The sequence below is a fragment of the Campylobacter sp. JH32 genome, from assembly GCF_017846535.1.
Lineage (GTDB): Bacteria > Campylobacterota > Campylobacteria > Campylobacterales > Campylobacteraceae > Campylobacter_D > Campylobacter_D coli.
Window position 1 is genome coordinate 111,360 of the sequence record NZ_JAEQBS010000003.1, and the last position, 14,513, is coordinate 125,872.

Below are 14,513 nucleotides of genomic sequence, written 5' to 3' on the forward strand. Positions count from 1 at the left end.
GATACTTTAAAGCTGTGCAGCAACTTCAGCAGCAAAATCTTCGGTTTTCTTTTCTAAACCTTCTCCTACTTCAAAACGAATAAATTCAACGATTTTAATTTTTCCACCTAATTCTTTTTCTTTTTCAGCAATTACTTGTTCAATGGTTTTTTTATCATCCATTACATAAAATTGACCCATTAAAGTAAGTTTGCTGTCAAGTTGAGAATTATCCGCTATAAAGCTATTCATTTTACCAGGAATAATATTGTCCCAAATTTTCTCAGGTTTGCCTTGAGCTTTGAGCTCTTCTTTTATATTTTCTTCTGCTTCTTTTAAAATCGCATCGCTAAGTTGTTTGCGGCTTGCAAATTTAGGAATTTTATGCTCTGGTTTGTTTGGATCTTTAAGTCTGCGTCTTTCTTCATTTTCTTTTTCAAGCTCTGCAACTAAAGCTTTGTATTCATTTTCTACAAATTCTATATCCAAATCTTCATAGCTTAAATAGCTTGGCTTCATAGCAGCTATATGCATACAAAGTTGTTTTAAGAAATCTCTTGATTTATTTGCTACCTCAGCATTATCACAAGCTGCAGCGATGATAACACCCACACGACCATTAGTATGGATATATCCATTTACCACACCATTTGCACTTGCTTTTAAGCTAGCAAATCTTCTTACAACTAAATTTTCACCGATAGTTGCAATTTGACTTTTTAAATATTCTTCAAATTTTACGCCGTTGATTGTACTAGAGTGAAGCTCTTCAACACTTTGCAAGCTATTGTTTTGAATGTGTGCTGTTGTATCTTTTGTTAAAGCAATAAATTGATCATTTTTAGCCACAAAATCTGTTTCTGAGTTAATCTCACTTACTGTTGCGCTTGTAAAATCATCACTTACCTTAACACTTACCAAGCCTTCTGCGGCAAGTCTATCAGCTTTTTTAGCAGCTTTACCTAAGCCTTTTTCTCTTAAAAGTTGAACTGCTTTATCAAAGTCTCCATTTGTTTCACTCAAAGCATTTTTACAATCCATCATCCCCGCGCCTGTACTTTCGCGGAGTTCTTTTACCATTGCAGCAGTAATTTCAGCCATTATTCTTGCTCCCCATTAAAATCTTCTTCACTCATTGCTTCATCTAAAACTTCTTTTTTTTCTTCATCTGTGATTTCTTTTTCTTCACTTGGCAAAGCTTCACCATCTTGTTCTCTTAACGCTTTTCCTTCATTGATAGCTTCAGCCATTTCTTGGCAGAAAAGTTGCACTGAGCGGATTGCATCATCATTTCCTGGAATAGGATAAGTTACAAGATCAGGATCGCAGTTTGTATCTAACGGAGCTACTACAGGGATTCTTAGTCTATTTGCTTCTTGAACTGCAATTTTTTCTTTTACTGTATCTATAACAAAAATCATATCTGGTTGTGTTTTCATATAACGAATTCCACCAAGATAAGCCAATAATTTTTCTTTTTTTCTTGTAAGCATTAAAGCTTCTTTTTTGGTTAAAAGTTTAATACTTCCATCTTCTTCCATTTTTTCAATAACTTCTAATTTTCTAATTGATTGGCGAATAGTTCCAAAATTTGTCATCATACCGCCCAACCATCTGTGATTTACATAAGGCATACCGCATTTTTCAGCATATTCTTTAATCGCTCCACCCGCTTGTTTTTTTGTACCAACAAAAAGTATAGTTTTTCCTTCAGCAGCAGCATCGCGAACGATATTGTAGGTATATCTAAAATATCTCAAAGTTTTTTGTAAGTCTATTACATAAATACCTTTTCTCTCACCAAAAATAAATTTTTTCATTTTTGAATTCCAGCGTCTTGTTTGGTGTCCAAAGTGTACACCACATTCCAATAAATCTCTCATACTTACCATGAGTTTCTCCTTATAATTTAGCTTTATTCCTCCGCATCCCTTATCTATAAAACAAGCTAAAAGGACTTGATGCGTGTGAAATGAAGCTAAAATTATATCAAATTTAAGTTTAGTATTTACTTATAAATATACTCTTTAGTAAGGCTAAGATTATTATTGATTTCTTTCGTAATTAAAAATTGAAACAAATCTACACTTCCAACGCGAAATGCAGAAGCACAAGAACGAAGATACAGATCCCACATTCTTACAAATTCTTCATCATATTTTTCTCTGACTTGAGGTAATACTTGATTAAAATTCTCACTCCATATATCTAAAGTTTTAGCATAGTGTATTCTCAAGCTTTCTGCCAAAAGAAGATGAAAATCCCACTCACTCATAGCACTTACAACCTCTCTTAACGATGGCAAATAACCTCCTGGAAAAATATATTTATCTATCCAAGCATTAGTTTTTCCTTCAAACATTGCCAAAATTGAATGCAAAAGCATAGAACCTCCTGGTTTTAATACTTGTTTTGCCTTCATGAAATAAAGTCCTAAATTTTCTTTACCCACATGTTCAAACATTCCCACTGAAACAACCTTATCAAAATAATCCTCAAATTCTAAATCTTGATAATTTTGAAGTCTTATCTCCACTCTATCTTCAAGCTTAAGCTCTCTTACTCTTTCTTGGGCTTTCTTGCATTGCTCTTCTGAAATAGTAACTCCAACAACCTTAACTCCATATTTTTGTGCCGCCATAATAGAAAGCCAACCCCAACCACAACCTATATCCAAAAGCTTTTCGTTAGGTTTTAAATCGAGTTTTTTAAGAGTATGCTCTATTTTATTGATTTGAGCTTCATAAAGAGTATCGCTAGAAGTCTTAAAATAAGCGCAAGAATAACTCATCGTATCATCAAGCCAAAGTCTATAAAAATCATTGCCTATATCATAATGACTTTTGATGTTTTTACTTTCTTCTTTTTGGGCTATTTTACTCAAGATATCTTCTTTATTTTTTAAAAAACGTTTATTGGAAAAATAATACAAAACTTTAGCTATTTCATCATAATCACCCTCTATTTCTAACTTGGACTCCATATAATGTTTTGCAAAAACTAAACTCGTATCACTAAATAATTTTAACAAAGGTATTTTTTCTTTGAAAATTAAAGAAAATTTAGCAGGTTGATTGCCCACATAAAATTCTTCTTGATCCCAAAATACAATTCTAAAATTTCCATAATTCCATTTTGAAAGAATAAATTTAATCATTTGTTTTTCAAGCATGATATACTCCAATTAATAAAAATTATTATTTGATAGTATCTCTTAATTAGGTTTAAAATTTAATAAAATCGAAGAAAAGAAGGATTTTTGCCACAGATGTAAAATAGTGGCAAAAATTTTATAATATTAATGTAGTTTAGACCAAACAGAACGCTTCCAGCCTATAGCAAAAATACTTAGAATTACAAAGAATATCATTATATAAATTCCTGTGCTTTCTCTTTCTTCTTTTTTGCTATCGCCCACTTTTTCAAGATAAGAAACAACTTTAACTTGTGCATCTTCTGTTAAACCTACTCTTGGCATAGCAGTTCCTGGAAGAAGTTTTTGAGTATTATTGATAAAATCATGTAAGTATTGCTCCCCGCGAGATCTAATCATCATAGAAAGATCAGGTGGAACCGAACCTAAATAATTTGCCAAGTCATTATGGTTAGATGGGGTAAAGAAATTATCATACTTAATATCATGACAACGACCACAAGCTTCTATAAAAGTACTTTTATCTTTAGCAAAAGCAATTTCTTTTTCAACTAAAGCTGATTTCTCGTTAGCGTCTTCAATTTTTGAGTACTTAAGCTCTGCCTCTTGTTTAATTGTAGCATTTTCCTTAGCTTCAAATTTAAGACCTACTTCTTTTAAATAAGCAATAACATCGGCTATATTTGCATTTACAAGCTCTTCACTATCTCCTGAAACCTCACTATTGTAAGCAGTCATAATGAAAGCATCACCAAATTTATGATCTACCTTCAAAGCAAGAGCAGGATTCATGATCAAAGCAGCTAAAAACTTCTCATCAAAAATAACACCTGCTGAGCTAAGATCTGGTGGAATTACACCTAAAGAAGAATCTGTAATATTTGCTGCTATATCATCTTCTTTAACGCCATGACATGCAAAACAATTATTATTAAAGAACTCCTTGCCTTTTGCGGCGTTTCCTTTAGTAAAATCAATTTTTGCAACATCTGCCCAAAGCTCTTCTACTTTAGCTAAATTTTCTTTAGCCTTATCTAGATCTTTTTGAGCACTTTCTATTCTTTTTGCGTCATTTGATTTTTTCGCATCTTCTAAAGCTATTTCTTTTTCTGCTATAATACCTTTAGCATAAGCTGTATCTTCTGCTGCATAATCAAAATTAGCAGGAGCAACATGGGGTTTCATTACAGAGTGGGCATAAGGCTCAACTCCCCAATAAACAAGAGCAGTAAAAACTACTACTACTAAAAATATTTTTAGCTCTCTCATTGCTTAGCTCCTTTTCTTTCCATGATAGTTATTACAGGTAAAACGACTATAAATAAAAGTAAAAATATTATAGAAGCATAAAAACCAACCCAAGCATTTACACCTGTTGGAGGTAATTTTCCATAAATAGTTAAAACGATGAGATCTATAAGCAATACCCAAAACCAAATAAAAAATAAAGGTCTTTCATGAGCTGGTTTTACAACATCACTTCTATCAAGCCAAGGAAGTAAGAAGAAAATAATTTGTGCGATACCAAAAGCAGCCAAACCTATATCAAAAGCTTTAATACCTGCAATATCAAAGAAAAATCCTCTTAAAACTTCATAACTCCACAAGAAATACCACTCAGGATAAATATGTGCTGGGGTTTTAAGTGCATTAGCTGGATCAAAGTTGATAGGATCCATTGCAAAACCAAATTTAAAACTTACCAAATAGAAAAAGAAAATCATAAAAAGACAAATATACATAAAGTCTTTAGATAAAAATCCTGGCCAAAAAGGAATTACTTTAGAACCTTTTGTATCACCTGCCATGTATTTTTCAGCTTCTAAATCAAAATCTAATTCTTCAGCAATTTCATTATTTACATGAGGAATTCTTAAAGAATAAAAGTGGAATGCTATGATAGCAATGATTACTATAGGAAGTAAACATACATGAAGCATAAAAAATCTTGTCAAAGTTGGATCAGAAACTGCATAATCACCACGAATCCAAATAACAAGCTCAGGTCCAATAAGTGGAATTCCACCAAAAAGATTAGTAATAACTTGAGCTGCCCAATAACTCATTTGTCCCCAAGGAAGCATATATCCACTAAAAGCTTCGGCAGAGAATACAACAAACAAAAGCATACCGCTTACCCAAATCATCTCTCTACCACGCTTATAAGAACCATAATAAATTCCTGTTAGCATATGAATATAGATAATTAAGAAGATAACCGAAGCGGCAACACCGTGCATATGACGCCAAAGCCAACCATATTCCACTTCCTGCATGATAGTTTTATTTACACTATCAAAAGCAAGAGCAGTATCAGGCTTATAATACATAACAAGCAAAAGCCCTGTAATAAAAAGCACAGTAAAAAGAGTAGTTAAAATAACTCCCATTGCCCAAAGAAAATTGATTTGCTTTGGAATCCAATATTTTACCATTAAAACATCAAGTAATTTATGTACTGCTAGTCTTTGATCAAGCCAATCCACTAGCCCATTAGCCTTTCTAATATGCGCCATATTAAGCTTCCTCCGTCATTTTTTTGTATTCTGGACCTTCTTCACCTAGAACAAGTTTGGTTCCATCTATTTTAAAAGGAGGTATATCAAGAGGTCTTGGAGGAGGCCCAAAGGTATTTTTTCCACTTGTATCAAATTCACCACCATGACAGGCACATTTAAAAAGTTGCTCACTTGCGTGATAAGCAGGAATACAACCCAAATGAGTACAAAGTCCTATAACAACAGTATATGCAGCATTATCTACCACAACATCTCGCTTTGTATCCTTTTCCATATTTGGATCTTTTTTTAAGATAAAAATAGGCTTTTTACGCCATTCTATAGTTCTAAGCTCTCCATCTTGCATTCCTGATAAATCTACTGTAGTAAAACCCGCAGCTTTAACACTTGGAAGCGGATCCCAAGTTTTTTTCACCGCAACAAGTGAAAAAACACCGCCTACAGCAGCTACTGTTCCAAATGCAAAACCCATAAAGCTTCGTCTACTTTCAGATGTAGCCATAACTTTGTCCTTTCGTTTTTTTATTTTTAACCAAATTATTAGTGTATCTAAAATAAAATAAATTTTTTCTTTGTTTACTAAGTTTTGTTTTAATATTGTAAAACAAGTGCAAAAAGTGAACAAGTAAGTACTGGTAAAGTGATTAAAAAACCAAATTTACAATACTTCCAAAAAGAAATTTCTATACCTTTTTTTGCTAAAAGTCCCAACCAAAGCAAGGTAGCTAAAGAACCTATGGGAGTAAGTTTTGGTCCTATATTAACTCCTAAAAGATGTGCATAAACCATACTTTGAGGAAAATTTTTTAAAGCCAAATCGCCAATCAATGCCATAGGCAGATTATTAAATACAGAAGAAAGAAAAGCCGAGATAAACCCTGTTCCAAAAATAGCAGTAATTGCATTTTGAGCCAAAATATCATAGATAAAAATTAAAATATCGCTGATTCCAACTTTATGTAAGGCAAAAACCACCATATAGAGTCCAAAACTAAAAGCAAAAATACCCCAAGGTACATTTTTGATAATTTTCAATGCCTCTCTTTTTTTTAAAAAACAAACAAAAAACCAAAAGAGTAAAGCGCCGCTTACAGCAAAAAAACTAGCATTTAAGTTATAAATTTCTCCTATAAAAAAACTTGATACAAAAAATATTAAATAAATAACACAAAAAATAAAAAGCTTTACCGAAATACAATCATTTGATAAAATATTGATTTCAAGCCCCTTAGGTAATATTTTTGCAAAAATCAAAAATACCATTATAATAGTAGACAATAGCACAAATAAATTAGGCAAAAACATAGTCTTAGCGAATTCTAAAAAATCAAGATTAAAATAATTAGCTGTAATAATATTTGTCAAATTTGAGATAATTAAAGCATTTGAACTTGCATCGCACAAAAAAGAAACACTGAGTAAAAATGCACTTAAGATAGCGCTTTCTTTATAATTTTTAAGAGTTGAAAAAAGCGCAAGTACAATAGGCGTAATGATTAAAATAGCTCCATCATTTCCAAATAAAGCCGAAAGACAAAAAACAAAAGCGAGCATAAAAAGCATTAATTTTTTAGTGTGAATTGCATGAGAATTTTTAAGTTTTGAAAGGCGCAAAATTCTTATAGCTATAAAGCTAAAAAACCCTAACACTTCCAAGCTAAAGGAAAGTATAATCAAGCCCACAAGTGTTAAGGAGCTATCCCAAACAAGATCAAAAACAAAAGAAGCATCCTCTAAATTAACCAGCTTAAAAATAAATGCAAACAAAGCCCCAAAAATAGCAATCAACCATAAAGGCAAATTCCACGGACGCCAAAAAAGTAAAATCAAGGTAATTATAAAAATTACACTGGCAAGCATTAAGATTTTTTCTTTTGCATTTTTATATAAATTTGTAAAATATCCAAAGCCGCAGGGGTAATCCCACTGATCTCACTCGCTGCAAAAAGCGTTAAAGGCTTATGTTTTTGAAGTTTTTCTACAACTTCATTACTCAATCCACTCACACTTGTAAAATCAAAATCACTTGGAATTTTCATATCAATTAAATTTTTCATTTTTTCAACTTGTGATTTTTGCATAGCGATATAATGATAATATTTAGCCTCATTTAAAATTTCTCTTAAAGAATACTCATCCATATTCTCAAAAATCGTATTTAATTTTTTTAGCTTTTCTATATCAAAACTCGATCTTGCGACAATTTTTTGCAAATTGACTATGGAAGTGATTTTTTCCTCTCCTATACTCGCTAGAAAGGCATTATTTTCAGTATTTGGAGTAAATTCTTTTTCAAGAAGTAATTCAAGTCCTTTTTGAGTATTTAAACGAATATTTTCTATAAACTGATAAGACTCATCTTCTAAAAGACCCAACTCTTTACCATACTTTCCAAGTCTTACGATGGCATTTTCTTCTCTTAAAAGCAGTCTAAATTCAGCCCTTGAAGTAAACATTCTATAAGGCTCTTTTGTGCCTTTAATGACTAAATCATCAATCAAAACACCGATATAAGCTTCATCTCTACGCAAAATAAAAGGTTCTTTATTATCCAAAGCTAAAACAGCATTCACTCCTGCCATAAAACCTTGAGCCGCTGCTTCTTCATATCCTGTAGTGCCATTAATTTGTCCTGCGCAATAAAGATTTTTAATTTTTTTTGTTTCTAGAGTATGATAAAGCTCCGTTGGTTCTATATAATCATATTCTATAGCATAGCCAAAGCGTGTAATTTTAGCCTCTTCAAAACCTTTTACTGAGCGTAACATTTGAGTTTGTACTTCATAAGGTAAAGAAGTAGAAAAACCGTTAATATAATACTCCGTCGCATCGATAGTTTGAGGCTCTATAAAAAGATGATGACTTTCTTTGTCGCTAAAACGATTGATTTTATCTTCTATAGAAGGACAATATCTTGGCCCCACACCTTCAATCTGTCCCGTAAAAAGTGGAGCACGATAAAAATTATTCTTAATAATCTCATGTGTAGTTGTATTAGTGCGTGCGATATAACAAGGAAGTTGTATAGGATTAAAATTTTTTGTTCTAAAGCTAAAAGCTTTAGGGTTTTGATCGCCGTATTGAATTTCTAATACATCAAAATCAATACTCTTAGCATCCACTCTTGGGCAAGTCCCTGTTTTTAGTCTACCCATTTTTAAGCTAGTACTTAATAAATTCTGACCCAAATTCACAGAGGCAAGCTCCCCTACCCTACCCGCTGTAAGTTTATTTTCCCCCACATGGATAAGTCCGTTTAAAAAAGTCCCTGTAGTTAAGATCACTTTCTTCGCTTCATAAGTATTTTGAAGATTGGTTTTAACCCCTACAACGCTACCATTTTCATAAATCAATTCGCATACTTGCTCTTGAGAAATTTCTAAATTCTTAAGCTTTAAAAGCTTATTGCGTGCAACGATACGATATTTATCCATATCAATTTGCGCCCTACTTCCTCGCACCGCAACACCCTTACTTTCATTTAAAATGCGAAATTGTATCCCTGCTTCATCGGTGATTTCACCCATAAGACCACCCATGGCATCAAGTTCTTTTACCAAATGTCCTTTTGCAAGCCCTCCTATAGCCGGATTACAACTTGCTGCTCCTATTTGCTCAATCAATGTAGTTAAAAGTAAGGTTTTTTTACCCATTCTAGCAGCAGCAGCACTTGCTTCAACACCCGCATGTCCGCCACCTATAACAATGACATCAAACATATTTTGCCTTAAAAATGTGAATTATTAAAAGAAAGATTATATAATACTTAGACTTAAAACAAACTCGTTTTAAGTCTAACAAAAAATTATCTAGCTTCTTGAAGAGAGAAAATTAACTCATTATAAGTTTTATCTGCATCTTTGCAGAAATTTTTAAGCATCTCAACACCCTTATTTAAACCTTGTTGTTGTTCTACTCTTAGAAGATCACTATAAAGGCTTTCTATCGTAGAAATAGCGCTTTTATTTGGCATACGACGAACGGAATAATAGCCTATGATATTATTATTAATATCTATTGATGGAGTTACATTTGCAAAAACCCAATAATAATTATTATCTTTGGTTTTGTTTTTTACGTAAGCAAAAATTTCCTTACCCTCTCTCATATAATCCCATAAATATTTAAAAACAGTTTTTGGCATCTCTTCATGTCTTACTATGTTATGAGGTTTATTTAAAACTTCACCCATGGTATAACCTGCATATTTTAAAAAATCATCATTTGCATAAACTATTCTACCTTTTAAATCTGTTTTAGAAGTAATTAAACTATCTTCTTGTAAAAAAATTTCTCTTGACATTTTCCCACCCTCTTAATTTATATTTTTAATTTTGCTAAGATTTCAGCACTTCTTTGCTCTAGTGATTTAATATCATTTACAATCGCATCATAAGCTTTTTGATCGATATAATCTTGACTTGATTCTTCTATTGCTTTTTTAGCGTTATCTTTTATAAATTCTTTAGCTAAATTTAACTCAGTTTCAGAACTAAGCTCATTAATAACACCTTGAGCTCTCTCATCTTGACAAAGATTAGAAATTGGATCTACACTTTCAAGATTGAAATTTTGAGCCCCATTTAAATTTAAATATATATTTGATTTATAAAGAATATGATCGATTTTAACCACAGACAAAATCAATCTCTTTGCAAAGGATCCAAAATTAACACCAAGAGCACTACTATTTTCTTCTAGACGTTTAAAAGCTTGAGAAAATTTATTAATTCTTTCTTCAGATTCACTAACAATGTTAAAAACTTGCTCACTGCCACTTTGGATATTTACAAAATCTTGTTGCATAGTCTGAATTGCAATAGAAATTTCGCTTGTAGATCTTTGAGTTCTTTCTGCTAACTTTCTAACTTCATCAGCCACAACCGCAAAGCCCCTACCATGCTCTCCTGCACGCGCAGCTTCAATAGCAGCATTTAAAGCTAGAAGATTGGTTTGATCGGCTATATCACGTATTACTTCAACCACTGAAGTGATATTTTGTGAATTAGCCACAAAAGTTTGTACTGTCTCCTTGCTCGAATTTACAACATCCATTAAAGAACCCATAGCACTTTGAAGAGAATCCACCTCTGAACCATTTTCTGTAGCTGTATGAGAAATGGCATCCACTGTATCATATACATTTTTCATCATGCTAATATCTTGATTTAATGAGCTAGAAATTTGAGACATGTCTTTATTTTGATTTCCAAGGCTTAAATCCATTAAAGTTCTTGATAAAGCATTTTTAAAAGTAGATCTTGCTGTCACTTCTATGTTTGCTAAAGCTTTATTTATAAATTCGATATTATGAGCAAAAATTCCTTTTAAACCTTCAGGCAAAGCCTTGCGATAAAATTCACCTTTTTGAGAACAAGAAATAGACGTATTAATTTCTCTTAAGTAAGCTTCTAGCCCATCAATAGTATTGTTAAGATTATCTGCTATTTCGGCTAATTTTTTGCTTTTTGTTTTTACATAGATAATTCTATTGTCAAAATTTCCTTCTTTTAACTCTCTACAAAGAACCAAAAGTTTATCTATCATTATTTGCTCATCTTTGTGTTGTCTAAACAAATAAATCATTAAAACAGCGATTAAAATAAAAATTATCACTCCAACATAAATATGAAAAAAAATAGCACCTAAAATACCAATAATGCTTAGAAAAATAGTTAATAATAATCCATTTTTCACCATAAATTTACCCCTTTTATTGAAAATTTTTTGAAATCATAAATCAAAACAATACTTTAACGATGCACTGATTTAATTTTTAGTAGAAGATTATATAATAATAAAGATTAGATATATCTTATTTTAATTATTTTCTTGTAAGTTAAAAATAAGCTCATTGTAAGTCATTTTATAAGAACTTACAATATCCATTAAAGCTGAAACTCCAGCATTAATACCTGATTTTTTCTCTTTTTCAAGTAAAATTTTATAAACTTCTTCAATTATAGAAATAGATTTTCTATTGGGTGCACGACGAACAGAATAATAATTGATGATATTTCCATTAGCATCAAATGAAGCACTTACATTTGCAAAAACCCAGTAAAAATTACCATCTTTGGCTTTATTTTTCACAAATGCAAAAATTTCATCTCCTTTTTGAATATAATCCCAAAGACATTTAAATACAGTGCGTGGCATATCTTCATGTCTTACTATATTATGAGATTTATACAAAAGTTCATCAACTTTATAACCTGCGTATTTTAAAAAGTCATTATTGGCATAAATGATATTTCCCTTAAGATCAGTCTTGGATGTGATAAGAGCATCTTTTGCTAAGAATATTTCTTCCATAGTTTAATTTTAATTCCTTAAAATTTTAAATATAATTTCAAATTATTATAATTTATTTATAATAAAAAATAAATAAATTAATTATGATATTTAATGAGATAAATAAAATCATAATAATTGAGAAATTTAGTAACACGATTAAAAAAATTGATTTTACTAAAAACTTGTTTTAATTATTTAAACTATGTTCTATTTATTTTTTGCTAAACTTTTAGAATTAACTTAATCTCTAAAAGTGGAATTATAAGGAGTTATTTTGGAAACTTTAAGTCAAACCTTTGCAGAAAGAAAACCTCCATTATATAAACGCATGTTTAAAAGTTTGGGTTTTTGGGTTATTGTAGGTATTGTTGCAGGCATTGTGCTTGGCTATGTAAATAAAGAAATGGCTATAGCGAGTAAACCTGGAGTTGATTATTTTATAAGCGCTTTAAAAGTTCTTATTGGTCCTATTATTTTTGTTACCCTAGTTTTAGGTATCATTAGCCTTGAAAGCCTTAAAAAAGTTGGAAGTATAGGTGCTAAAGCAGTTATTTATTTTGAAGTTGTAAGTACCTTAGCGCTTGCTTTAGGTATTTTTATGGCAAACATAATGCAACCTGGTCACGGGATGAATCTTGATCCAAAACAACTTGATACTACAAGCGTGCAAAAATACATTTCTCAAACAACTGAAGTAAGTGCAAGTTCAGAGATCATGCATATTTTACAAGATGCTATGCCAAGGGATATCATAACTCCTTTTACCGAGGGCAAAACTATGCAAGTTTTAGTTATTGCTATCATTACAGCTCTTATTATTTCTTTAATGAGAATAGAAGATAGACAAGCTATTCAAAGAGTTCTTGAAGTAATTCAAAACTTTGTCTTTAAAATTTTACAAGTTATCATGTATTTTAGTCCAGTTGCTGCTTTTTCGGCTATGGCGGTACTTATAGCCCAATACGGTTTAGGCTCTTTAATTAATCTTGCATATTTATTACTAGTTATGCTTGTATCATGTCTTATTTTTATTTTTGGAATTTTAGGTTTAATTTGTTATTTTGCAAAAGTCAATATATTTAAATTTATGCGCTTTATTTCTAGAGAAGTACTTATAGTATTTGCAACAAGCTCTAGCGAATCCGCTCTTGCTCCTTTGATGAGAAAACTTGAAAAAGCAGGTCTTTCTAAGGCCACTGTCGGACTTGTTTTACCAACAGGTTATAGTTTTAATCTTGATTGTACCAATATATACCTAGCTATGAGTTTGATTTTCTTAGCTCAAGCTTTCAATGTAAATTTAAGCTTAGCTCATGAAATAAGTATTCTAATAGTCTTGATGATAGCTTCAAAAGGTGCAGTAGGTGTTACAGGATCAGGATTTATTGTTCTTGGAAGTACTCTAGCCGCTTTAGGCAATATGGAAATTTCTGAAGCAAATGCAACTTTAGCACAAGTTTTACCTGTAGCTGCGATAGGAGTTCTTTTAGGGGTTGATAAATTTATGTCAGAAATGAGAGCGGTTGGAAATCTTTGTGGAAATTCAGTTGCAGCTTTAATCGTAGCAATATGGGATAAGCAAATTGACTGGGAAAAATTCCGCTACGCTCTAGATAATCCAGAAAAATTCCACAATGCTGGTATGCATTAACGCACCCTTTGCAAGAAGTCATAACGATTAACTTCTTGCAAGGCATTATCCTTTTTTCTAAGTTGCTTCACAAAGCTCTCATTAAATTTGAAACTAAAACCCACCTGCAAAACAGTATCGTCAATAGCTTCATTTGCACTAAAATCACGGCGTAATATTTTTAAACTCAAAACACTATAGGGCGAATACGACACTTGATAATTTATCTTCTCACTATCCTTGCTGATATCAAAGATAAAAGCACTATAAGATGGTATAGTAAAACTTACTCCAAACTGCAAATTTTCATCTGCTTCATTTGGAACATAATAATTACTATAAGCTTTTACAAATTGATAATAACCCAATTCAGCTCCAAAGCTTTTACTTTCTTTTTGCTCTTTTTGCCCATCAATAAAGCCATTTATACCCAATAAAAAATCATCTTTCTCATAACGATTGATTAAACCACCTGAATAATTATAACTATCTTGTGTAGCATAAAATTCTTTTTGAAAAAGCAAAGAATTATTCTCCCCCTCATAAAGCGAGTTTAAATTTTTAATTTGCACATTTTCATTTTGAAAATCTAAATTTCCATCCGTTTTATCAATACCATTTTTATTTTCTAATACATTAGATAATATACCATTTAAAGCACTTTTAAAATCAATATTTTCTTCCTTTATTGTCGGTGCTTTTTGGGTAGCTTGATAATTAAATTTTTGCCATTTATTTTGATTATTTTTTAAGGCATTATCTAACTCATCGGCATTTAGCAAAGAGAAAAAAAGTATAAGCATATATAAAATACTTTTCATCACTTTTCCTAAAATTATAATTTATTTATTTTTCATTATAAAAAATTAAAATAAATAAAAATTAGCTACAGAGAATAAGAGCTCTAAAATTTGCAAATTCAGGATTATAAGGG

Annotated in this window: 13 protein-coding genes; 1 reads left to right on the forward strand and 12 read right to left on the reverse strand. The window is 31.3% G+C overall.

Translation table 11 applies throughout. The features are described from left to right. Positions 1-6 precede the first annotated feature (6 nt). The 11 genes from tsf to cetC all read right to left on the reverse strand — a co-directional run bounded on the left by tsf (position 7) and on the right by cetC (position 11,967). The gene (gene tsf, locus KAR67_RS03305) at positions 7-1,080 is read right to left on the reverse strand and encodes a translation elongation factor Ts (protein ID WP_002784397.1); all 1,074 of its coding nucleotides are present in this window, start codon (positions 1,078-1,080) and stop codon (positions 7-9) included. Continuing rightward, the gene (gene rpsB, locus KAR67_RS03310) at positions 1,080-1,871 is read right to left on the reverse strand and encodes a 30S ribosomal protein S2 (protein WP_192801056.1); all 792 of its coding nucleotides are present in this window, start codon (positions 1,869-1,871) and stop codon (positions 1,080-1,082) included. Before rpsB ends, tsf begins: the two co-directional genes overlap by 1 nt. 116 nt (positions 1,872-1,987) lie before the next feature. Next, a complete protein-coding gene (locus KAR67_RS03315) occupies positions 1,988-3,151 on the reverse strand; it encodes a cyclopropane-fatty-acyl-phospholipid synthase family protein (RefSeq protein ID WP_002777326.1) in 1,164 nt (387 codons plus the stop codon). 126 nt (positions 3,152-3,277) lie between these two features. Then, the gene (locus KAR67_RS03320; protein ID WP_002777327.1) at positions 3,278-4,402 is read right to left on the reverse strand and encodes a c-type cytochrome; all 1,125 of its coding nucleotides are present in this window, start codon (positions 4,400-4,402) and stop codon (positions 3,278-3,280) included. After that, positions 4,399-5,649, reverse strand: a complete 1,251-nt coding sequence (locus KAR67_RS03325) for a cytochrome bc complex cytochrome b subunit (RefSeq protein ID WP_002780567.1) — start codon at positions 5,647-5,649, stop codon at positions 4,399-4,401. Before KAR67_RS03325 ends, KAR67_RS03320 begins: the two co-directional genes overlap by 4 nt. A gap of 1 nt (position 5,650) precedes the next feature. After that, positions 5,651-6,154 (reverse strand): ubiquinol-cytochrome c reductase iron-sulfur subunit, encoded by a 504-nt coding sequence (petA, locus tag KAR67_RS03330; protein ID WP_002780564.1) that lies wholly within the window; start codon positions 6,152-6,154, stop codon positions 5,651-5,653. An 89-nt stretch (positions 6,155-6,243) separates the two neighbouring features. Beyond that, a complete protein-coding gene (locus KAR67_RS03335; RefSeq protein ID WP_002795584.1) occupies positions 6,244-7,512 on the reverse strand; it encodes an arsenic transporter in 1,269 nt (422 codons plus the stop codon). Further along, positions 7,512-9,371 carry a tRNA uridine-5-carboxymethylaminomethyl(34) synthesis enzyme MnmG gene (mnmG, locus tag KAR67_RS03340; protein WP_002784393.1) on the reverse strand — a complete coding sequence of 620 codons (1,860 nt, stop codon included), beginning with the start codon at positions 9,369-9,371 and terminating at the stop codon, positions 7,512-7,514. Before mnmG ends, KAR67_RS03335 begins: the two co-directional genes overlap by 1 nt. Before the next feature lie 86 nt (positions 9,372-9,457). Continuing rightward, positions 9,458-9,955 carry a bipartate energy taxis response protein CetB gene (gene cetB / locus KAR67_RS03345; RefSeq protein WP_002792258.1) on the reverse strand — a complete coding sequence of 166 codons (498 nt, stop codon included), beginning with the start codon at positions 9,953-9,955 and terminating at the stop codon, positions 9,458-9,460. Positions 9,956-9,972: 17 nt separating this feature from the next. Next, positions 9,973-11,352 (reverse strand): bipartate energy taxis response protein CetA, encoded by a 1,380-nt coding sequence (gene cetA / locus KAR67_RS03350; protein ID WP_002788358.1) that lies wholly within the window; start codon positions 11,350-11,352, stop codon positions 9,973-9,975. A gap of 120 nt (positions 11,353-11,472) precedes the next feature. Beyond that, the gene (cetC, locus tag KAR67_RS03355; protein ID WP_002777342.1) at positions 11,473-11,967 is read right to left on the reverse strand and encodes an energy taxis response protein CetC; all 495 of its coding nucleotides are present in this window, start codon (positions 11,965-11,967) and stop codon (positions 11,473-11,475) included. A gap of 256 nt (positions 11,968-12,223) precedes the next feature. On the opposite strand from cetC, the gene KAR67_RS03360 reads away from it, so the two are divergent. Next, positions 12,224-13,600, forward strand: coding sequence for a cation:dicarboxylase symporter family transporter (locus tag KAR67_RS03360; RefSeq protein WP_002788132.1), 1,377 nt, complete (start codon positions 12,224-12,226; stop codon positions 13,598-13,600). Here the strand turns inward: KAR67_RS03360 and KAR67_RS03365 are convergent. After that, entirely contained in the window at positions 13,597-14,400 is an 804-nt protein-coding gene (locus tag KAR67_RS03365) for an inverse autotransporter beta-barrel domain-containing protein (RefSeq protein WP_053875390.1), read from the reverse strand. The genes KAR67_RS03360 and KAR67_RS03365 overlap by 4 nt on opposite strands. Between the last annotated feature and the right edge of the window lie 113 nt (positions 14,401-14,513).